This window comes from Nioella sp. (assembly GCF_964229645.1).
Lineage (GTDB): Bacteria > Pseudomonadota > Alphaproteobacteria > Rhodobacterales > Rhodobacteraceae > Nioella.
This window is the reverse complement of record NZ_CAXREX010000023.1, coordinates 1-19,177: the sequence shown is the minus strand read 5'-3', so window position 1 is coordinate 19,177 and position 19,177 is coordinate 1. Positions and strand designations below refer to the sequence as shown.

At 65.5% G+C, this 19,177-nt stretch carries 21 protein-coding genes; 5 read left to right on the top strand and 16 right to left on the bottom strand.

The window, feature by feature from the left end; translation table 11 throughout:
* On the bottom strand, positions 1–407 hold a 407-nt coding region (locus ACEQXV_RS01490; protein ID WP_370267548.1), incomplete at its 3' end, for a metal ABC transporter solute-binding protein, Zn/Mn family.
* A 92-nt stretch (positions 408–499) separates the two neighbouring features.
* Here ACEQXV_RS01490 and ACEQXV_RS01485 point away from each other — a divergent pair.
* The 5 genes from ACEQXV_RS01485 to ACEQXV_RS01465 all read left to right on the top strand — a co-directional run bounded on the left by ACEQXV_RS01485 (position 500) and on the right by ACEQXV_RS01465 (position 6,602).
* Positions 500–985: a Fur family transcriptional regulator gene (locus ACEQXV_RS01485; RefSeq protein WP_370253809.1), complete on the top strand. Its 486-nt coding sequence runs from the start codon at positions 500–502 to the stop codon at positions 983–985.
* Positions 982–1,737: an ATP-binding cassette domain-containing protein gene (locus ACEQXV_RS01480; protein ID WP_370253808.1), complete on the top strand. Its 756-nt coding sequence runs from the start codon at positions 982–984 to the stop codon at positions 1,735–1,737. Before ACEQXV_RS01485 ends, ACEQXV_RS01480 begins: the two co-directional genes overlap by 4 nt.
* Positions 1,737–2,543 (top strand): metal ABC transporter permease, encoded by an 807-nt coding sequence (locus ACEQXV_RS01475; protein ID WP_370253826.1) that lies wholly within the window; start codon positions 1,737–1,739, stop codon positions 2,541–2,543. Before ACEQXV_RS01480 ends, ACEQXV_RS01475 begins: the two co-directional genes overlap by 1 nt.
* A gap of 232 nt (positions 2,544–2,775) precedes the next feature.
* The gene (locus tag ACEQXV_RS01470) at positions 2,776–4,584 is read left to right on the top strand and encodes an ABC transporter transmembrane domain-containing protein (RefSeq protein WP_370253602.1); all 1,809 of its coding nucleotides are present in this window, start codon (positions 2,776–2,778) and stop codon (positions 4,582–4,584) included.
* A gap of 128 nt (positions 4,585–4,712) precedes the next feature.
* On the top strand, positions 4,713–6,602 hold the full coding sequence (locus ACEQXV_RS01465) for an acyl-CoA synthetase (protein ID WP_370267545.1): 1,890 nt from the start codon (positions 4,713–4,715) through the stop codon (positions 6,600–6,602).
* 65 nt (positions 6,603–6,667) lie between these two features.
* Here the strand turns inward: ACEQXV_RS01465 and ACEQXV_RS01460 are convergent, their stop codons facing one another.
* The 15 genes from ACEQXV_RS01460 to ACEQXV_RS01390 all read right to left on the bottom strand — a co-directional run.
* Complete coding sequence (locus ACEQXV_RS01460; protein WP_370267543.1) at positions 6,668–7,573, bottom strand: endonuclease/exonuclease/phosphatase family protein; 906 nt, start codon at positions 7,571–7,573, stop codon at positions 6,668–6,670.
* Between the two features lie 103 nt (positions 7,574–7,676).
* Positions 7,677–8,072, bottom strand: coding sequence for a RidA family protein (locus tag ACEQXV_RS01455; RefSeq protein WP_370267541.1), 396 nt, complete (start codon positions 8,070–8,072; stop codon positions 7,677–7,679).
* Complete coding sequence (locus ACEQXV_RS01450; RefSeq protein ID WP_370267538.1) at positions 8,062–8,478, bottom strand: acyl-CoA thioesterase; 417 nt, start codon at positions 8,476–8,478, stop codon at positions 8,062–8,064. Before ACEQXV_RS01450 ends, ACEQXV_RS01455 begins: the two co-directional genes overlap by 11 nt.
* Positions 8,479–8,481: 3 nt before the next feature.
* Positions 8,482–9,171 (bottom strand): ABC transporter ATP-binding protein, encoded by a 690-nt coding sequence (locus ACEQXV_RS01445; protein ID WP_370267536.1) that lies wholly within the window; start codon positions 9,169–9,171, stop codon positions 8,482–8,484.
* Positions 9,168–9,923: an ABC transporter ATP-binding protein gene (locus ACEQXV_RS01440; RefSeq protein WP_370267534.1), complete on the bottom strand. Its 756-nt coding sequence runs from the start codon at positions 9,921–9,923 to the stop codon at positions 9,168–9,170. Before ACEQXV_RS01440 ends, ACEQXV_RS01445 begins: the two co-directional genes overlap by 4 nt.
* Positions 9,916–10,890 carry a branched-chain amino acid ABC transporter permease gene (locus tag ACEQXV_RS01435; protein WP_370267532.1) on the bottom strand — a complete coding sequence of 325 codons (975 nt, stop codon included), beginning with the start codon at positions 10,888–10,890 and terminating at the stop codon, positions 9,916–9,918. The genes ACEQXV_RS01440 and ACEQXV_RS01435 overlap by 8 nt, the downstream gene beginning before the upstream one ends.
* Entirely contained in the window at positions 10,890–11,810 is a 921-nt protein-coding gene (locus ACEQXV_RS01430; RefSeq protein ID WP_370251891.1) for a branched-chain amino acid ABC transporter permease, read from the bottom strand. Before ACEQXV_RS01430 ends, ACEQXV_RS01435 begins: the two co-directional genes overlap by 1 nt.
* 57 nt (positions 11,811–11,867) lie before the next feature.
* Positions 11,868–13,004, bottom strand: a complete 1,137-nt coding sequence (locus ACEQXV_RS01425; RefSeq protein ID WP_370251890.1) for an ABC transporter substrate-binding protein — start codon at positions 13,002–13,004, stop codon at positions 11,868–11,870.
* Between the two features lie 32 nt (positions 13,005–13,036).
* Positions 13,037–13,273, bottom strand: a complete 237-nt coding sequence (locus ACEQXV_RS01420) for an Lrp/AsnC ligand binding domain-containing protein (protein ID WP_370251888.1) — start codon at positions 13,271–13,273, stop codon at positions 13,037–13,039.
* 51 nt (positions 13,274–13,324) lie between these two features.
* Positions 13,325–14,812 carry a flavin-containing monooxygenase gene (locus ACEQXV_RS01415; protein WP_370251887.1) on the bottom strand — a complete coding sequence of 496 codons (1,488 nt, stop codon included), beginning with the start codon at positions 14,810–14,812 and terminating at the stop codon, positions 13,325–13,327.
* 11 nt (positions 14,813–14,823) lie between these two features.
* The gene (locus tag ACEQXV_RS01410; RefSeq protein WP_370251886.1) at positions 14,824–15,285 is read right to left on the bottom strand and encodes a cupin domain-containing protein; all 462 of its coding nucleotides are present in this window, start codon (positions 15,283–15,285) and stop codon (positions 14,824–14,826) included.
* Between the two features lie 50 nt (positions 15,286–15,335).
* Positions 15,336–16,955, bottom strand: a complete 1,620-nt coding sequence (locus tag ACEQXV_RS01405) for an AMP-binding protein (RefSeq protein ID WP_370267531.1) — start codon at positions 16,953–16,955, stop codon at positions 15,336–15,338.
* A 1-nt stretch (position 16,956) separates the two neighbouring features.
* The gene (locus ACEQXV_RS01400; RefSeq protein WP_370267530.1) at positions 16,957–18,114 is read right to left on the bottom strand and encodes an acyl-CoA dehydrogenase family protein; all 1,158 of its coding nucleotides are present in this window, start codon (positions 18,112–18,114) and stop codon (positions 16,957–16,959) included.
* Positions 18,114–18,926, bottom strand: a complete 813-nt coding sequence (locus ACEQXV_RS01395; protein ID WP_370267528.1) for an enoyl-CoA hydratase family protein — start codon at positions 18,924–18,926, stop codon at positions 18,114–18,116. Before ACEQXV_RS01395 ends, ACEQXV_RS01400 begins: the two co-directional genes overlap by 1 nt.
* The coding region (locus ACEQXV_RS01390) for a MarR family winged helix-turn-helix transcriptional regulator (RefSeq protein WP_370267526.1) at positions 18,910–19,177 on the bottom strand (268 nt) is incomplete at its 5' end. The genes ACEQXV_RS01390 and ACEQXV_RS01395, both read right to left, overlap by 17 nt.

Sequence of the window (19,177 nt, the reverse complement as noted above, 5' to 3'; positions counted from 1 at the left end):
GGATCCGCGCCTTCATGCGCGTGATCGTGATCATGCTCATGGTGATCGTCTGGCTCGAAGGCAGCCTCTTCCCGGGCGCTGAGCACCATCGTGCCTTGAGTGTCCAGAAGCTCCATCACCACGGCCCCTGCCGCAAGCTGAGCGACCGGGCCTTCCAGCCAGGGTGTCAGCTCATGACCCATCATGACGACCAGGTCCGCCCGTTGCAGCCCCGCCACCTGCGAGGGGCGCAGCGCGTATCCATGCGGCGAGGCACCGGGTTCCACCAGCAGCTCGGGCGCTCCAAGCTCGCCCATCACCCGCGCCACAAGCCCATGAATCGGGGCAATATCTGTGACCACTTCGGGCACATCCGCCAGGGCAGCGGATGACAGCAGGAGAGTTGAAAAAACAGACAGGCGCAGCATGATGACTCCGGATGTTACTTTATAACATTACCCCGCTTGATATACGTGATAACATCACGTATCAACCCCCGATCTGCCACCGGGATCGATTCATGACCGACACCATCGGATTCGACCGACACGACCACTCCGCCTGCCGCTCCGGCGGGCTGGAGGCCGTCGAGGCCTATTGTGCCGATCAAGGTCTGAAATTCACCCCGGTCCGCCGGCGGGTGCTGGAAATCCTGCTCGAAGAGCACCGCGCGCTTGGCGCCTACGAGATCCTCGACAGGTTGCGCGAGGATGGTCATGGCTCGCAGCCTCCGGTCGCCTACCGTGCGCTCGATTTCCTGACGGCACATGGCTTCGCGCACAAGATCGAGCGCCTGAACGCCTTTACCGCCTGCTCACATCCAGGCGAAAACCACGCCCCGGTGATCCTGATCTGCCGCATCTGCAACGCGGTCGCCGAAGGCGTGGCCGATCCCGGTCAGGGCAACCTTGGCCGCGTCGCGGCGCAGTCGGGGTTCCTGATCGAGCGCACCGTGACCGAGGCCGAGGGCATCTGCCCCAATTGCCAGGCAAAGGGCGCGGCATGAGCCTCGTGACCGTCACTGGCCTCAATGTTCAACTGGGCGGGCACACGGTCCTGCACCATGTCGATTTCGATATCGACGCGGGCGAGATCGTCACCATCGTCGGGCCCAATGGTTCGGGCAAATCGACGCTTCTGCGCGCCATTATCGGCGCGGTGCCCCCCGACGCGGGCAAGGTCCTGCGCGGCAAGGGTCTGCGCATCGGCTACGTGCCACAGAAACTGCACATCGACCCGACCCTGCCGATGACCGTGCGCCGCTTTCTCGACCTGCCCGTGCGGGTCAACGACGCCGCCGCGGCGGCAGCCCTGGACGAGGCCGGGGCAGGGGCGCTGATGACCCGGCAGATGGCGGGCCTCTCGGGCGGGCAGTTCCAGCGCGTGCTGCTCGCGCGCGCCCTGCTGTCGGACCCGCAGCTTCTGATCCTCGACGAGGCGACGCAGGGGCTCGACCAGCCGGGCTCGGCCGCCTTCTACCAGAAGATTGCCGATGTGCGCGCGGCGCATGGCTGCGCGGTGCTGATGGTCAGCCACGAGCTGCACGTCGTGATGGCAGCCTCGGACCGGGTGATCTGCCTCAATGGCCATATCTGCTGCCAGGGCGAGCCCGAGCATGTCGCCTCCGCCCCCGAATACCGGGCGCTGTTTGGCACCGGCACCGGCGGGGCGCTTGCGCTCTACCGGCACGAGCACCACCACAGCCATGACCACGGGCACGATCACGACCACGACCATCCGCACGAGGCTGCTGAATGATGACGGTGCTCGACGATTTCCTGATCCGTGCCGCCCTGGCCGGGATCGGCCTCGTGCTGGCCGCCGCGCCGCTTGGCTGTTTCGTGGTCTGGCGCCGCATGGCCTATTTCGGCGACGCCACGGCACATGCGGCGATCCTCGGCGTGGCGTTGGCCCTGGCTTTCGAAACCTCGGTTTTTGGGGGCGTTCTGGTGGTCTCGCTGCTCATGGCCTTCACGGTGTCCACCTTGTCGAACCGGGGCTACGCGATGGATACGCTCCTGGGTGTGCTGGCGCATTCCGCGCTGGCCTTCGGCCTTGTCGCGGTGTCATTCCTGTCGGGCGTGCGGGTCGACCTGATGGGCTATCTCTTCGGGGACATCCTGGCCGTTGGCAGGGGCGACCTGGCCGTGATCTGGGGCGGTGCGGTGCTGGTGCTGGGGCTCTTGTGGTGGCGCTGGTCGGCACTTCTGACGGCCACCATCAACCCGGACCTCGCCCATGCCGCCGGGATCGACCCAAGGCGCGAGCAACTGGTCCTGACGCTTGCCCTGGCACTTGTCGTGGCCGTGGCCATCAAGGTGGTGGGCGTGCTCCTGATCGCCGCAATGCTGATCGTCCCGGCGGCGACCGCGCGCCCCTTCGCCTCGACCCCGGAGCGCATGGCCCTGGCAGCAGCGCTGATCGGGATCCTGTCGGTGATCGGCGGGTTGCAGGCCTCGCTTGCCTGGGACACGCCCACAGGCCCCTCGATCGTCTGCCTTGCCGCGATTCTCTTCGTGATCTCCAGCGCGCTGCAGGGCCTTGCGTCTCGCAGGGGCGGCTGACAGACCCCTTCATTGTTCACAAGATATCCCGGGGGTCCGGGGGCAGCGCCCCCGGGCATTTTCCGCGGCGGAAAATGATCCGCGATCCGCCACGGATCGCGCGGGTCGGCGCGCCATGGGCGTGCCGACCCCATCCCTCCCGCCCCGCGCCCATTTGATCCATGGCCGGGGCCTTGTGCCGGGGGCGGGGGCGGTCTATCCCGGATCAAGCGAAACAGGACCGGACCCGACCATGGCCGACAGCCCCAGCCAGCCGCAGCCGATGAGCACCGAGCAAGAGCGAGAGAAATCCCGCCGCATCGGCTCGCTCCGGGCACTTCTGCCCTTCATGCTGCCCTATCGCTGGCTCATGGCGGGCGCGTTGACCGCCCTGGTTCTGACCGCCGCCGTGTCTCTGACCATCCCGCTGGCCGTGCGCCGGGTGGTGGACGGGTTCGAGACCGAGGCCGTGACCCTTCTCGACAAATATTTCGTCGCGGCCCTCGGGCTTGCCGGGCTCCTCGCCATCGGCACGGGGCTGCGCTACTACATGGTGACGCGGCTTGGCGAGCGGGTCATCGCCGATATCCGCAAAGCCGTGTTCGACCGCATGATCACCATGAGCCCCGCCTTCTTCGAGCGGATCATGACCGGCGAGGTTCTCTCGCGCATCACCACCGACACCACGCTGATCCTGTCTGTCATCGGCTCCTCGATCTCGATCGCGCTTCGCAACGCGCTGATCTTCCTCGGCGGGCTTGGGATGATGCTCTATTCCTCGCCCAAGCTGACCGGGCTGGTTCTCCTGATCGTGCCGGTGGTGATCGTGCCCATCGTCGTTCTGGGCCGCCGCCTGCGCGCGCTCAGCCGCAAGAACCAGGACTGGATCGCGGAAAGCTCCGGCAAGGCGTCCGAGGCGCTTTTGTCGGTGCAGACCGTTCAGGCCTTCACCAACGAAGGGGCCACGGCGGGTGAATTCGGCCGGGTGACCGAAGCCAGCTTCGATGCCGCCAAGACCCGCATCCGCACCCGGGCCGTGATGACGGTGATCGTGATCCTGCTGATCTTCTCGGGCGTTGTCGGCGTGCTGTGGATCGGGGCGCGCGACGTGCGCGGGGGCGGCATGTCGATCGGCGAACTGATCCAGTTCCTGATCTACGCGATCATGACCGCAGGTGCCGTCGGCGCCCTGTCGGAAATCTGGGGCGAGTTGCAGCGCGCCGCGGGCGCGACAGAACGGCTCGTGGAACTGCTGACCGGGCGCGACACCGTCGCCGATCCCGACCAGGGCCGAGCCCTGCCGCAGGCGGGCCGGGGCGCGATTGCCTTCGAAGACGTGCGCTTCCACTATCCCACGCGGCCCGATCAGCAGGCGCTTGACGGGATCACCCTGACCATCAGACCCGGGGAAACCGTGGCGCTTGTCGGGCCATCGGGCGCGGGCAAGTCGACGATCTTCCAGCTGCTTCTGCGCTTCTACGACCCGATCTCGGGGCGCGTGACCTTCGACGGTGTGGACCTGCGCGAGATGGATCGCGCCACCTTCCGTCACGCCATGGCGCTGGTGCCGCAGGATCCGGTGATCTTCGCCGCCTCTGCGCGCGAAAACATCCGCTTTGGACGCCCCGAGGCCACCGATGCCGAGGTCGAGGCCGCGGCACGTGCCGCCGCCGCCCACGATTTCCTCAGCGCCCTTCCCGAGGGCTACGAGACCTATGTCGGCGAACGCGGCATCATGCTGTCGGGCGGGCAGAAACAGCGCATCGCCATTGCCCGCGCGATCCTGCGCGACGCACCGGTTTTGCTGCTCGACGAGGCGACCAGCGCGCTCGATGCAGAAAGCGAGCTTGCCGTGCAAAAGGCGGTGGCCGAGCTGTCTGCCGACCGCACAACGCTCATCGTCGCGCACCGGCTGGCCACGGTGAAAAAGGCTGACCGGATCGTTGTCTTCGAGGATGGCCGCATCGTTGCCGAGGGCACTCATGAAGAACTGGTCGAAGGCGACGGGCTTTATGCCCGGCTCGCGCGGCTTCAGTTCACCGAAGGGCTCGCGGCGGAGTAACTCTGACGCCTTTCGTTGGGTTACCCTTGCTTTGTGGCCCGCTTTACCCACATCCTGAAGAAGAAAAGACCGGCCCGCGCCCCTTCGGGGGTGACGGGCTAAAAAGGGATAAAAGGGGAGGAACTTGAATGACGCGGTTTGCGAACCTCGCGGATGTGAAGGCTATCGAGCAGGAATTGCCATGGCCCGAGAGCCAGCCGGCCACCACGCTCTATGAGCTTCTGACGAATACCAAGAACAAATTCCCGAACCACAACGCGGTGTCCTACCAGTTGTTCTCGGGCGAGGGCGACAAGGCCGAAACGCTGACCTGGTCGCAACTTCACGGCAAGGTCACGCAGACGGCGAACCTGTTCCGTTCGCTCGGCATCACCGAGACGGATTCTGTGGCCTATGTCCTGCCCAACTGCAACGAAACGGTGCTGACCCTTCTGGGCGGCTGCGTTGCGGGCATCGCAAACCCGATCAACCCGCTCCTGGAACCCGAGCAGATCAGCGCCATCCTGCGCGAAACCGGGGCCAAGGCGGTGGTGACGGTCAAGGCGTTCCCCAAGACGGATGTGGCCCAGAAAGTGGCCGAGGCCGTGGGCCACGCGCCCAACGTCAAGCATGTGATCGAGGTCGATCTGCTGCGCTACCTCACGGGGCTGAAAAAGCTCATCGTGCCGCTCATCCGGCCCAAGAACCCCTCCAACCACCATGCCAAGATCATCGACTTCAATGCCGAGATCGCCAAGCAGCCCGCCGATCGGCTGACCTTCGAGGATGCCAAGGAAGACCGCGTCGCCGCCTATTTCCATACCGGTGGCACCACCGGCATGCCGAAGGTGGCGCAGCACAAGTATTCGGGGCTGATCTACAATGGCTGGCTCGGGCACACGCTTCTGTTCTCGGAAGAGGACAACATCATGTGTCCGCTGCCGCTGTTCCACGTCTTTGCCTGCCACGTGATCCTGATGGCGGCCATTGCCTCGGGCGCGCATGTGGTCTTCCCGACGCCGCAGGGCTACCGGGGCGAGGGCGTGTTCGACAATTTCTGGAAGCTGGTGGAACGCTGGAAGATCAGCTTCATCATCACCGTTCCCACGGCCATCGCCGCGATGATGCAGCGCCCGGTGAATGCCGATATCTCGACCGTGAAGACCGCCTTCTCGGGCTCGTCCCCGCTGCCGGTGGAGCTATTCAAGCGTTTCGAGAAGGCCACCGGCGTCACGCTGGTCGAGGGCTACGGCCTGACCGAGGCCACTTGTCTGGTCAGCTGCAACCCGGTCGATGGCGAGAAGAAGATCGGTTCCGTCGGCGTGCCCTTCCCCCATACCGAGGTGCGCATCCTGCGCCATACCGCGGACGGGGTGGAAAGCTGCGGCGTCGACGAGGTGGGCGAGATCTGCCTCTATAACCCCGGCGTCTACGCGGGCTCCACCTATACCGAGAGCGACAAGAACATCGATCTCTTTGCCGATGACATCTACCTGCGCACTGGCGACCTGGGCCGTATCGACGCCGATGGCTACCTGTGGATCACGGGCCGCGCCAAGGACCTGATCATTCGCGGCGGTCACAATATCGACCCCGCCGAGATCGAAGAGGCCCTTGCCAGCCATCCTGCCGTGGCCATGTCGGGCGCCATCGGCCAGCCCGATGCCTTCGCCGGCGAACTGCCTTGCGTCTATGTCGAACTGGTCGGCGGGGCCGAGGTCTCGATCAAGGAACTTCAGGCCCATTGTGACGAGCATGTTCACGAACGCGCGGCCCGGCCCAAGCATATCGAGATCATGGACGAACTGCCCAAGACCGCCGTGGGCAAGGTCTTCAAGCCCGCCCTGCGCAAGAAGGCGATCACGCGCATCTATAATGCTGCGTTGAAAGAAGCCGACCTGGCTGCCGAAGTGGCCGAAGTGATCGAGAGCAAGAAGCTCGGTCTCGTGGCCTGCCTGCGCAAGACCGGCGAGGTGGACGAGGCCAAGGTGGGCGACGTGCTGGGTGAATTCACCCGGCCCTGGAAATGGGCGGACTGACGGACCCTCTCAGATCCGATCTGGAAAACGGCGCAGTGATGCGCCGTTTTTCGTTTCCCGGGGGCTCAGATGCCGGGCAGATCCAAGAGCAGCGCCGCGTGATCCGAGGCATGCGGCCGGTGACGGCCCACACCGGGCAGGTGTTCGCCGCGGTGGCGCGTGGCCTCGTAGCCCAGTCCAGCGCGCAGAACGCGCGGGCAGGCATCCGGCCAGCGCGCGGCCAGCGCGGGCGAAGCCAGAAGCGCATCGGGCTGGCTATAGCTTTCCGAGTGGACGTCGAAATAGGTCCAGCGATCCGGCTCTGGAAGGCGCTCCATCAGGTCGGCGCTGAACGGGGGCAGAAGCGGCTCGATGGCGCTTGGCCCGCTTGGCTCGAACGGTTCGTTCAGGTCGCCCGCCACCAGCCACAGCGCCTGCGAAGGGTCGGGAAAACGCCGCGCGATAAGCGCACGGGTCGCCTCGGCCTCCAGCCGCCGGACCGGCCAGGCCTGGGCCGGGTCGGGGTAGGGGGCCTTGAAATGGCAGGTGAAGACGGTGAGCGGCCCGGCCTCCACCATCAGGCAGTCGCGCCGGAAGAGCGGCAGGTCGGGCGCGTCGGAGACAAGCCCGAGCTCCGCGGGGGTGACGTGCGCGTGCGAGGTCAGCCGCACCGGCCCGCGCGAAAGCACCGCCAGGTCCAGCCCGCGCCCGTCATTGCCGGGCAGGCAATGGGCATGGGGGTAGGGCGCAAGGCCCGCCGCTGGCAGGAGTTGGTCGTTGAACCAGGAAAGCGTGTCTTCGTCGAAGACCTCCTGTAACAGCATAAGCCCGGCATCGGCCCCGGCCAGAAGGGCGGCGGCAAGGCGGCGGTCGGCGGGGTCGAGCGCAGGGGCCTCGTCGGCTTCGTCGCGGTCGCGCGCACCGTCAAGGCGGGCCTTTCCATGCGCGCGCCTCAGGCGCAGGTTCTGGATGTTGAAGCTCAGGATCCGCATGGGTCCATGCAAGACGGGTCAGCCCGTCTTGATCAAGCGGTTTCGAAGAAACCGCGTCGAAACGCGATGGGCCATCGCGTCCGGCGTCCCGCCAGCGGGACGCCTAGCCGATCACCGCCGTTGCCTCGATTTCCACGACCGCCTCGTCCTCGACCAGCCCCGCCACTACGACCATCGCCATCGCCGGGAAGTGTCGCCCCAGCACGCGGCGATAGACCTCGCCCACGGCGCGCTGGTTGTCCATGTAGTCGCGCTTGTCGGTCACGTACCACGTGAGCCGCACGATATCCTCTGGCGTGCCACCCGCGGCCTCGACCACCGCGCGGATGTTCTTCAGGGCCTGTTCCATCTGGCCGATGAAGCCCCCGGGCGCGAAGCGTCCGGTTTCGTCCCAGCCGATCTGCCCGCCCACGTAGAGCGTGCCGTTCGTGGCCAGGATACCGTTCGCATAGCCCTTGGGTTCGGGCCAGTCTGCGGGCTGGATGGGTTTATGTGTCATGGGCCGGGGTCTCCTCTCGGTCCAGTAGGGATTGGCGCACCGCGTCGGGCCAGGGGGACGGGCTGCCCGTGGCATCGACCAGCACAAGCGTCCCCGTCGCGGTCAGCCGGGGGGCGCCGTCACAGGTCACGCGATAGGCCAGGTCGAGCGAGCTTCGCCCCACGCGGGTGACCGAAAGCGCGATGACAAGCGCGTCACCATGGCGGCTCGGCTGGTGAAAGGTGGTCGAAAGCTGCGCCGTGGGCACGCCGCCCGCCTTGTGCAACTCGGCAAAGGGCAGGCCGAGCTCGGTGTCGAAGAAGGCCTCGACACAGTCGTTCAGCATCTCGAAATAGCGCGGGTAAAAGACGATCCCCGCCGGATCGCAATGGCGGAACAGAACCGCCTGCGGATGGAGAAACGCCATTGCCTACACCCCCAGGTAGCGGTCGGTGGTGTCCCGGTCGAGCGCGCTGAAGGCCCCCGACCAGACCGACACGCCCTTTTCGATGATCACGCCCTTGTCGGCGACGCTGCCCAGCTCTCTCAGCGATTTGTCGATGACAAGGATCGAGAGCCCGGTTTCCGCCTTCAGGCGCAGGATCGCCGCCCAGATTTCCTGCCGGATGACGGGAGCGAGGCCTTCGGTCGCTTCATCGAGGATCAGCAGGCGGGGGTTGGTCATCAGCGCCCGGCCAATGGCCAGCATCTGCTGTTCGCCCCCCGACAGTGACGAGGCGACCTGACCCTGCCGCTCGCCAAGGCGCGGGAACAGCTCGAACACGCGCGGCAGGTCCCAATGCCCGGGGCGCGCCGCCGCGATCAGGTTTTCCTGCACGGTCAGCGGCGCGAAACAGCGCCGCCCCTCGGGCACCAGCCCGATCCCCGCGCGCGCCGCCTTGTGGGCCGGCACCGACCCCAGGTCGCGCCCGTCGAACATCACCGATCCGCCGCGGTTCTTCATCAGCCGGCAGATCACCTTCACGGTCGTGGACTTGCCCATGCCATTGCGCCCCATCAGCGCCAGAACCTCGCCCTCGGCCAGATCCAGATGCACGTCGAAGAGCGCCTGGCTGGCCCCGTAGAACGCCGAGACATGCGAGAGTTTCAGCAGGCTCATGCCGCGTCCTCCTCGCCCAGGTAGGCTTCGCGCACACGCGGGTCGGCCTTGATCTCGTCGGCGGTGCCGGTGGCGATGATCTCGCCATAGACCAGCACGCTGATCCGGTCGGCCAGCGCAAAGACCGCGTCCATGTCATGTTCCACAAGGAGGATCGGCGCGCGGCTGCGCAGACCGTCGAGGAACCCGGTCAGCCGGTGCGAGCCTTCCGCGCCAAGCCCCGCCATCGGCTCATCCATCAGGAAGGCCTTGGGGCTCAGCGTCAGCGCCACGGCAACCTCCAGCTGGCGGCGCTGGCCATGCGACAGCTCGGCGGTGACGAAGCTGCGGAACTCGGCTAGCCCCACCTGTTCCAGCGCATCTTCGGCGCGCGCCAGCAGGGCCTTGTCGCGCATCACGTTGCCGAAGAAGCGGAAGGCGCGGCCGCGCTGGCCGAGCGCCCCCAGCACCACGTTCTGCAACACGGTGAATTCCATCGGCAGGGCCGAGATCTGGAAGGTCCGGCCAAGGCCCGCCCGCGCGCGCGCCGTGGTCGACAGGGCGGTCACATCGCGGCCATCGAAGATCACCTGCCCGCTGTCGGGGCTGAGCGCGCCCGAAATCTGCGCGATGAGGGTCGATTTCCCCGCCCCGTTGGGGCCGATCAGAGCGTGAATTTCACCGGGCCGGAGGTCCAGCGTCACATCCTTCGAGGCTTGCAGCGCCCCGAAGCTCTTGCAGATCGCGCGAGTTTGCAGCAGCGGCTCAGTCATGGGCCACCTCCCGCCCGGCGATGAGGCCGATAACCCCGCCGCGCGCGAACAGCACCACGCCCAGAAGGATCGCACCCAGATAGACATGCCAGTAATGGCTCACATCCTCGAGCACGTATTCCAGCGCGATGAACAGCATCGCCCCGGCCACGGGGCCCGACAGGCGCGCGATGCCGCCGAGGATGACCAGGATCATGATCTCGCCCGACATGTGCCAGCTCAGCATCGAGGGGCTCACGAAGCGGTTGAGGTCGGCAAAAAGCGCCCCCGACAGCCCGGTGATCGCCCCCGAGATGGTGAAGGCGATCAGGCGCAGCCTGTAGGGGGCCAGCCCCACCGCCTCGACCCGCGCCACGTTCTGCCGGCTGGCCTGCAAGGCCAGGCCAAAGGCCGATTTTCCCAGCCGGTCGGCCAGCACCAGCACCACCACCAGGACCGCGAAGCAGATCAGGAAGAAATTCATCGGCACCAGCGTGTTCACGCCGGGAAAGTCGTTGCGCAGGTAGATCGACATGCCGTCCTCGCCGCCATAGGTCGGCCAGGAAATCGCGAAATAGAACAGCATCTGGCCGAAGGCGAGCGTGATCATGATGAAGTAGACGCCCGTCGTGCGCAGGCTGAGCGCGCCGATGACCAGCGCCGCCAGCCCCGAGGCGACCAGGGCCACCAGCCAGATCACCGGCATCGACTTGGTGCCCTCGATCACGCCCCAGATCGGCATGTAGTTCTGCGCGTGGAAGGCAAGAATGCCCATGGCGTAGCCGCCCAGTCCGAAAAAGGCTGCATGGCCCAGGCTGACCAGCCCGCCCAGTCCAAGCGCGATGTTGAGCCCCACCCCCGCCAGCGCGAGGATCGCGGCGCGCGTGGCCAGCGTGATGATATAGGTCTCGCCCATCGCCTGCGCGATCAGCGCCGTGGCCAGCAGCAGGCCGGGAACGGCCAGATTCAGGATGGTTTCGCGCCGCATCACGCCTGTCCTCCGAAGAGCCCCGAAGGTCTGAACAGCAGGATGCCCGCCATCAGGATGTAGATCGACATCGAGGCCAGCGATGCGCCCACGGTCGTGGCGCTGCTGGCATCCATGAAGATGCCGAAAAGCTGCGGCAGCATGATCCGGCCGAGCGTATCGGTGAGCCCCACCAGAAGGGCGCCGATGAAGGCGCCCTTGATGGATCCGATGCCGCCGATCACGATCACCACGAATGCGAGGATCAGCACGGGCTCGCCCATGCCCACCTCGACCGACTGGATCGGGCCGATCATCGCCCCCGCAAGCCCCGCCAGCGCCGCGCCGAGGGCGAAGACCATGGTGTAGAGCTTGCGGATATCGACGCCCAGGGCGGCGATCATCTCGCGGTCTGCCTCGCCCGCGCGGATCTGGATCCCGATCCGGGTGCGCGCGATCAGCCAGAAAAGACCCGCCCCGACGGCAAGCCCCACCGCGATGATGAAAAGCCGGTATTTCGAATACTCGATCCCGCCCGGCAGCGTGGTCGGCCCCGACAGCAGGTCGGGCGTATCGAGGTAAAGCGGCAGCGAGCCGAAGAAGAAGCGCGTGCCTTCCGAGAAGATCAGGATAAGCGCAAAGGTGGCCAGCACCTGGTCCAGGTGGTCGCGGTCGTAAAGCCTTCGGATCACCAGCATCTCCACCAGCGCCCCCACGATCGCCGCCGCCATCAGCGCGGCCATCAGCGCCAGCCAGAACGACCCGGTCCAGGCCGCGACGCCCGCCGCCGCGAAGGCCCCGATCATGTAAAGCGAGCCATGGGCGAGGTTGATCAGGCCCATCACGCCGAAGATCAGCGTCAGGCCTGCCGCCATCAGGAAAAGCATCACGCCGAATTGCAGCCCGTTGAGAAGCTGCTCGACCACAAGCGCTGCCGACATGGAAAATCCTTTTGCTGGCCGGGCCACGCGCAAGGGCGGGCCCGGCCGGTCAGGCCATTACATCTGGCACTGGTCCGCGTAGGCGTCCGCGTGGTCTTCCAGCGCGGTGCCGACGATGACATTGGTCAGAACGTCGCCTTCCATCACCACTTCGCGGACGTAGATATCCTGGATCGGGTGATGGTTCGGCCCGAAGGCGAAGTCGCCCCGGGTGCTGTCGAAATTGGCCGCTTCCAGCGCGGCACGGAAGGCATCGGCATCATCGGGATGCGCGACCTCCATTGCCGAGAGGATCAGGTTCGCGGTGTCGAAGCCCTGGCTCGCGTAGAGCGAGGGCAGGCGGCCATATTCGGCCTGGAAGGACTCCACGAAGGCCACGTTCGCCGGATTGTCGAGGTCGTGGCTCCACTGCGAGGTGTTGTGCACCCCGAGCGCGGCCTCGCCCACGGCCCCCAGGATGCCCTGGTCAAAGCTGAAGGCCGGGCCGATCAGCGGGATGTCGACGCCCGATTCAGCGTATTGGCGCACGAAGGCGATGCCCATGCCGCCGGGCAGGAAGAAATAGACGCTGTCGGCACCCGAGTTGCGGATCTGGCTGATCTCGGCGGCGTAGTCGGTCTGGCCGAGCTGGGTATAAACCTCGGCGGCCACATCGCCCTCGAACATGCGCTGGTAGCCGGTCAGCGCGTCGCGGCCCGCCGGGTAGTTGGGGGCCAGGATGAAGCTGTTGGCATAGCCCGCGGTATTGGCATAGGCGCCTGCGGCTTCGTGAAGGTTGTCGTTCTGCCAGGCCACGTTGAAGTAGTTTTCATGGCAGCCCGCGCCCGCCAGCTGCGAGGGGCCGGCATTGGGCGACAGGTAGAACACGCCCTGCGCGGTGGCCGACGGGATCACCGCCATGGCAAGGTTCGACCAGATGATCCCGGTCATGATGTCCACCTCGTCGGACTGGATCATGCGGTCGGCCAGCTGCACGGCCCGGTCGGGCGCGCGTTCGTCATCCTCGATGATCATCTCGATGTCGTCGCGGCCAGCCTGTGCGATCGCTAGCATGAAGCCGTCGCGCACGTCGATGCCCAGCCCCGCGCCGCCGCCGGACAGCGTGGTGATCATGCCGATGCGCACATCCTCGGCCAGGGCCATGCCCGACACGCTGGCCATCAGGCCCGCAAGGGCGAGTGTCTTGAGTTTCATCTGTCAGTCTCCCTGTTGGTTTTTTGTCTCGTCTAGAATGCCTTGAAGGTCAGCGTCGTCAATGTCCGTTCGATCCCGTCCACGTCGCGGAAGGCATCGTTGATGTAGCGGCCGATATCGTCCCCCTTCGGAATGATGAGCTTGACCAGAAGATCATAATCTCCGCTGGTGGAATAGAGTTCCGCGTGGATTTCCTTCAGCACGATGGCGAAGGCGACGTCATAGGTGGTGCCGGGTTTGCAACGGATCTGGACGAAAACGGTTTGCAACTTGCATCTCCAAGAGGTCAGGGTCGGGCACGCACGGCGCCCGACCAGGTGTTACTGCGCCTGATACTGAGGGGTGGACGCCAGATAGCGCCCATAGGCAGAGGCATCTGGATAGCTGAAGGTTTCAGCCAGCGGGTTGCCTTTCTTGCGCGTAGTGGCCCCCATATCGGCCAGCAACTCATCGAAATGCTTGAAGTGGAACGGTGCAGAACAAAGACCGCCGTATACCTGCGCGGACGGGCGTTCGTTGCGTTTCCAGTTCAGCATCTCAGCGATATTGGCATTCATCTCCACCTCGGTCGGCTGATGGGCAAGTTGCCCGTCGGCATAACGCACCAACCAATTGGCAATCATCTCGGCAGACAGGATCGTGCAGAAGCTGGAGTTGAAGCCGACAAAGCCCATGTCGGGCAGGTCCGGGTTCACCGACAGACGATAGACCCTGTACTGGCCATCGGCTTCGATCAGCTTGTCCTGATACTCCTGCGCCAGATAGGGCACACCCAGTTTCCAGCCGACGGCCAGAACCGACAGATCACAGCCGACCTTGTCACCGGTGGTCAGCACAATCTGATCGCCTTCGTAGCGCTCATAGGTGCCCTGAATGGGTTTGACCGAGCCATCTTTGAAGCTTTCGAACAGGCCCGGCGTGACAATGGGAAGGCTGCAGCACGCCTCTTTCTCAATGGGCGTATCCGGCACCATGTTCCATTTCTTCAGGCCAAGTTGAAGCTTCAGCAGTGTCTCCAGCCCGCGAAAGTTGGCCCAGACCAGAGGCTTGGTGATCGCCGCCAGTGCCTTTTGCCCGGCGCTGCGGCCCCAGGAATTGAACTGCATCTCCTGCGCGCGCATGTAGAGCAGCCGTTTGAAGTTGATGCCGCCGACGAAATAGGGCACCCGCCAGACGTTTTCGCGATAGACCATCGTGACCTGTGAGGCGCCGTTCTTGGCCGCATTCACTGCGATGTCTGTTGCGGATTTGGACCCGCCCAGAACCACCACGCGCTTGCCTTTCACCATGCTCGGGTCCGTATATTCCGAGCTGTGGATCACCTCGCCGCCCTGCGCTGTAAACGCGTCCTGACCGGGATGGGTGATAATGTTCTTGTCGGAAAACTGGCCAGTGCAGACCGCGACGAAATCGAAATCCTCGGTCCGGGTGCGGCCCGCCTCTTCGATGGTCAGGGTCCAGCCGGGCTTGCCATCCGTGCGCCGATCCATCGACTTGATATCGGTGTTCAGGCGAAAGAGCCGGGTCAGATCATGCTTGTTGGCGTAGCTGTGCAGATAGGCATGAACCTGCGGCCCCTTGGGCCATTCGGGATAATCGTCCGGCATCGGGTGGTCGGTATAGCAATAGAGGTCCTTGGGGGATTGCGTCTGCACATCTGGGTAGCTGCGTGACAACTCCCACACCCCGCCGAAATCATGGCTGCGCTCGAATCCTGTGACGCGGTGGCCACGTTCGTCGAAGGCCTTGGCGGCAGCGAGGCCAGAGACCCCGCCGCCGATGATGGCCACATTCTTGCGTTGCACCATCTCTTTAATCCTCAGCCTTCACCCGGAGGCGGCAGGAAATCCACCTCGTGCAGTGCGGCAAGGCGCACCAGTTCCGCCGGGTCAGTGACGCCATCAAGGGCGCAGAACAGATCATAGAGCTTTCGGGACGGTGCCACACCAAAGACGCAGGTCGCTGCCGCGCCGGAGCGGTTGTAGACCCCGTGTGCCACACCGCGCGGCATGCGCACCATGTCACCCGGCCCCGCCTTGTTGGCGGTGACATTGCCGTCCTCGAAACCGAAATCAACCTCCAGCTCGCCTTCCAGCACATAGATCCACTCGTCCTGGGTAGGGTGCACATGCGGCGGCACGAAGGTCTCTGCCGGGATCTGCGCGTGCCAGATCATTACGTTGTCGCTGTGAAGTTTCGGTGTGTAGACGTGGCCCACAACGTTCCAGCTGGTGCCGTCCAGCCCTGCGTCTGACGGGGTCACTCCTGCAATTGCGTCCATGGTTCTCTCCTCTGCTGGTTGGTGCCGATTCCGTCCGGCAACTTGATGGTTTATTGGTTTGATTTCAAAAGATAGCGCTGAATCTTGCCCGTCGCCGTTTTCGGCAGCGAGGCCGCAAAGATGACCCGGCGCGGATATTTGTAAGGGGCAATCTGCGCTTTCACATGGCTTTGCAACAGCTCGATCAGCGCCGCATTGCCCTCATGCCCCTCGGCCAGAACAACATGCGCCTCGACGATGTGGCCGCGCGCCTCGTCCGGGGCACCCACCACAGCGCATTCGGCGACGGCCGCGTGGGACAGCAGCGCCGCCTCCACCTCTGGCCCGGCAATGTTGTAGCCCGCAGACACGATCATGTCGTCGTTACGCGCTGCGAAATGCAGGTAGCCGTCCGCATCCATGGTGAAACTGTCGCCGGTGATGTTCCAGCCGTCACGCACATAGCCCGCCTGCCGGTCGTCGTGCAGGTAGCGGCACCCGGTCGGTCCGCGCACCGCAAGCCGCCCGATCTGCCCGCGCGGCACCTCGGTCATGTCGTCATCGACCACCTTCGCCTCGTAGCCCGTCACCGGGCGCCCCGTGCAGGCGGGGCGATGATCGTCGAAGCGGTTGGTGACGAAGATATGCAGCATTTCCGTCGCGCCGATCCCGTCGAGCATCGGCTTGCCGGTCTTCGCCATCCACTCGTCATAGACAGGGGCGGGCAGGGTCTCGCCCGCGCTGACCGCCGCGCGCAGGGACGACAGGTCCGCGCCCTCGTCCATCGCCCGCAGCATGACCCGGTAGGCCGTGGGGGCGGTGAAGCAGACGGTCGCTTTGAACTGCTGGATGATCTCGATCATGTTGGGCGGCGAGGCATTTTCCAGAAGCGTCGCGGCCGCCCCGAAACGCAGCGGGAAAATCGCCAGCCCGCCAAGCCCGAAGGTGAAGGCCAGCGGGGGGGAGCCCACGAACACATCCTCGGGCGTGACCTGCAGCACCTCGCGCGCGTAGCCATCCGCGATGATCAGCAGGTCGCGGTGGAAATGCATCGTGGCCTTGGGCTCACCGGTGCTGCCGGAGGTGAAGCCCAGAAGCGCCACATCGTCCCGGCCGGTCTGGACGCTGTCGAACTGCACGGGCTTGGTGAGGGCCAGCCGGTCAAGCTCTGCGTCGTGATTGGCGGTGCCGTCGAAGCCCACCACCGTTTTCAGGAAGGCGCTGGTCTTGGCGCAGGCGATCATCTCTTCCATCAGCCGCGTGTCGCAGAGCGCGAATTGCACCTCGGCCATGTCGACGATCTTGGTCAGTTCGCCCGCCCGCAGCATCGGCATCGTGTTGACCACCACCGCGCCCGCCTTGGTTGCAGCAAGCCAGGCCGCCACCATGGCCGGGTTGTTGGCGGATCGGATCAGCACCCGGTTGCCCGGTTTCACGCCCAGGTCTTCGACCAGCACATGCGCGAGCCTGTTGGTCCAGTCCGTCAGCTCCTTGTAGGTGCGGCGGCGGCCATTGCCGATCAGCGCGGTATGGTCGCCAAAGCCCTTGGCCACCATGGCATCGGTCAGCTCGACCCCGGCATTGAGGTGATCGGGATAGTCGAAACCGTCGAGCAGGAAATCGGGCCACTGGTCACGCGGCGGCAGACCATCGCGGGAAAACGTGTCGGTATGGGCCGTGGGTCCAAGCATGTCAGCCTCCCTCATGTGCCGCCAGCGCCTGGCGCGCGATGATGACCTTCTGAACGTCCGAGGCGCCCTCGTAGATTCGCAGCGCCCTGATCTCGCGGTAAAGCCGCTCGACCGTTTCGCCCGATTTCACCCCGTCGCCGCCGAAAAGCTGCACCGCCCGGTCGATGACCTGCTGCGCCCGGTCGGTCGAGTAAAGCTTGGCCATCGCGGCTTCGCGCGTGATCCGGGGCGCGCCCGCATCCTTGGCCCAGGCGGCCCGGTAGACCAGCAGCGCGGAGGCATCCACGTCGACCGCCATATCCGCGATATGGCCCTGCACCAGTTGCAGATCGAAGAGCGGCGCCCCCTGCACATGGCGCGTGGTCACACGGGTCAGCGCTTCATCCAGCGCCCGGCGGGCGAAGCCTAGGGCGGCGGCGGCCACGGTCGAGCGGAAGACATCGAGCACCGACATCGCGATCTTGAAGCCCTGACCGGGCGCGCCGATCAGGGCATTGGCGGGAATCCGGCAATCGGCAAAGCGCAGGCGGGCCAGCGGATGCGGCGCGATGGTCTCCAGCCGCTCCACCACCTCCAGTCCCGGCGTGTCCGCAGGCGCCACGAAGGCCGACAGGCCCCGCGCGCCCGGCGCCTCCCCGGTGCGCGCGAAGACGGTGTAGACATCCGCGATGCCACCATTGGAAATCCAGGTCTTTTCGCCGTTCAGCACGAAGCTGTCGCCATCCTGCACCGCCGTCATGGTGGAATTGGCCACGTCAGAGCCAGATTGCGGTTCGGTCAGGGCGAAGGCCGAAATCGCCTTGCCCGTCCGCGTCAGGGGCAGCCACTCGGCCTTTTGCTCAGGCGAACCGAACAGCGAAAGCGCCCCGGTCCCCAGCCCCTGCATGGCAAAGGCGAAATCGGCCAGCCCGTCATGGCGCGCCAGCGTTTCGCGGGAAAGGCACAGGGTGCGCACGTCGAAGCGTTCGCCTTCGCCTGCTGCCGTGGGGTGCAGCCAGCCATCCGCGCCAAGCGCCTTGACCAGCGCCCGGCAGGCCGCATCGGTGTTGGAATGATCTACCGACGAAACGGCCCCGGCCGCCCAGGCATCCAGGCGCTCGGCCCGGTCCCGGTGATGCGGCGCGAAGAACGGCCAGTCGAGGAAGCTTCTGTCTGCCATCAATCCCCCTCGAAGACCGGCTTTTCCTTGGCGACAAACGCCCGGTAGGCGCGTTCGAAATCCGCCGTCTGCATGCAAATGGCCTGCGCCTGCGCCTCGGCCTCGATCGCCTGGTCGAGCCCCATGTTCCATTCCTGGTTGAGCTGCGTCTTGGTGATGCCGTGGGCAAAGACCGGCCCCGCCGCCAGCCGTCCGGCCAGCTCCATCGCCTTTTCCTCCAGAACCTCCGCGTCATGCAACGTGTTCCAGTAGCCCCAGGCAAGCCCTTCCTCGGCGCTCATGCTGCGCCCGGTATAGAGCAGCTCTGCCGCGCGGCCCTGGCCGATGATCCGGGGCAGCATCGCGCAGGCCCCCATGTCGCAGCCCGCCAGCCCCACGCGGGTAAAGAGAAAGGCGCATTTGGCCTGCGGCGTCGCCAGCCGCATGTCGGAGGCCATGGTGATGATCGCGCCCGCGCCTACCGCCACGCCATCGACGGCAGCGATGATGGGCTTGCCACAGCCGATCATGGCCTTGACCAGGTCCCCGGTCATACGGGTGAAGGCCAGAAGCGCTTTCATGTTCATCCGGGTGAGCGGCCCGATGATGTCATGCACGTCCCCGCCGGAACAGAAATTCCCCTCGTTCGAGGCAAAGACCACCACGTCCACATCCTCGGCATAGACCAGCGCCCGGAACGTGTCGCGCAGTTCGGCGTAACTGTCGAAGGTCAGGGGGTTCTTGCGGTCGGGCCGTGCAAGGCGGACCCGCGCCACGCGCTCCCGCACGCGCCATTCGAAATGCGTCGGTTTCAGGTCAGCCAGTTTGGCCATCGCTCGCCTCCTCTACGCGGTGCAGGATATCCCGCAGCGCATCCAGTTCGTCATGTCCAAGCATCGAAAACAGCCGGTCGACCTCGGCCCGGTGGCCCGTGGCCTGCGCCTCGAACACGTCGCGCCCCTTGTCGGTCAGTTCCGCCAGCACCACCCGCCGGTCGCCCTCCGAGGGCGCGCGGGACGCAAGCCCCTCCTTCTCCAGCCGCTCCACCACCGCCGTCGCGTTGCCGTTCGAGACCAGCAACTGC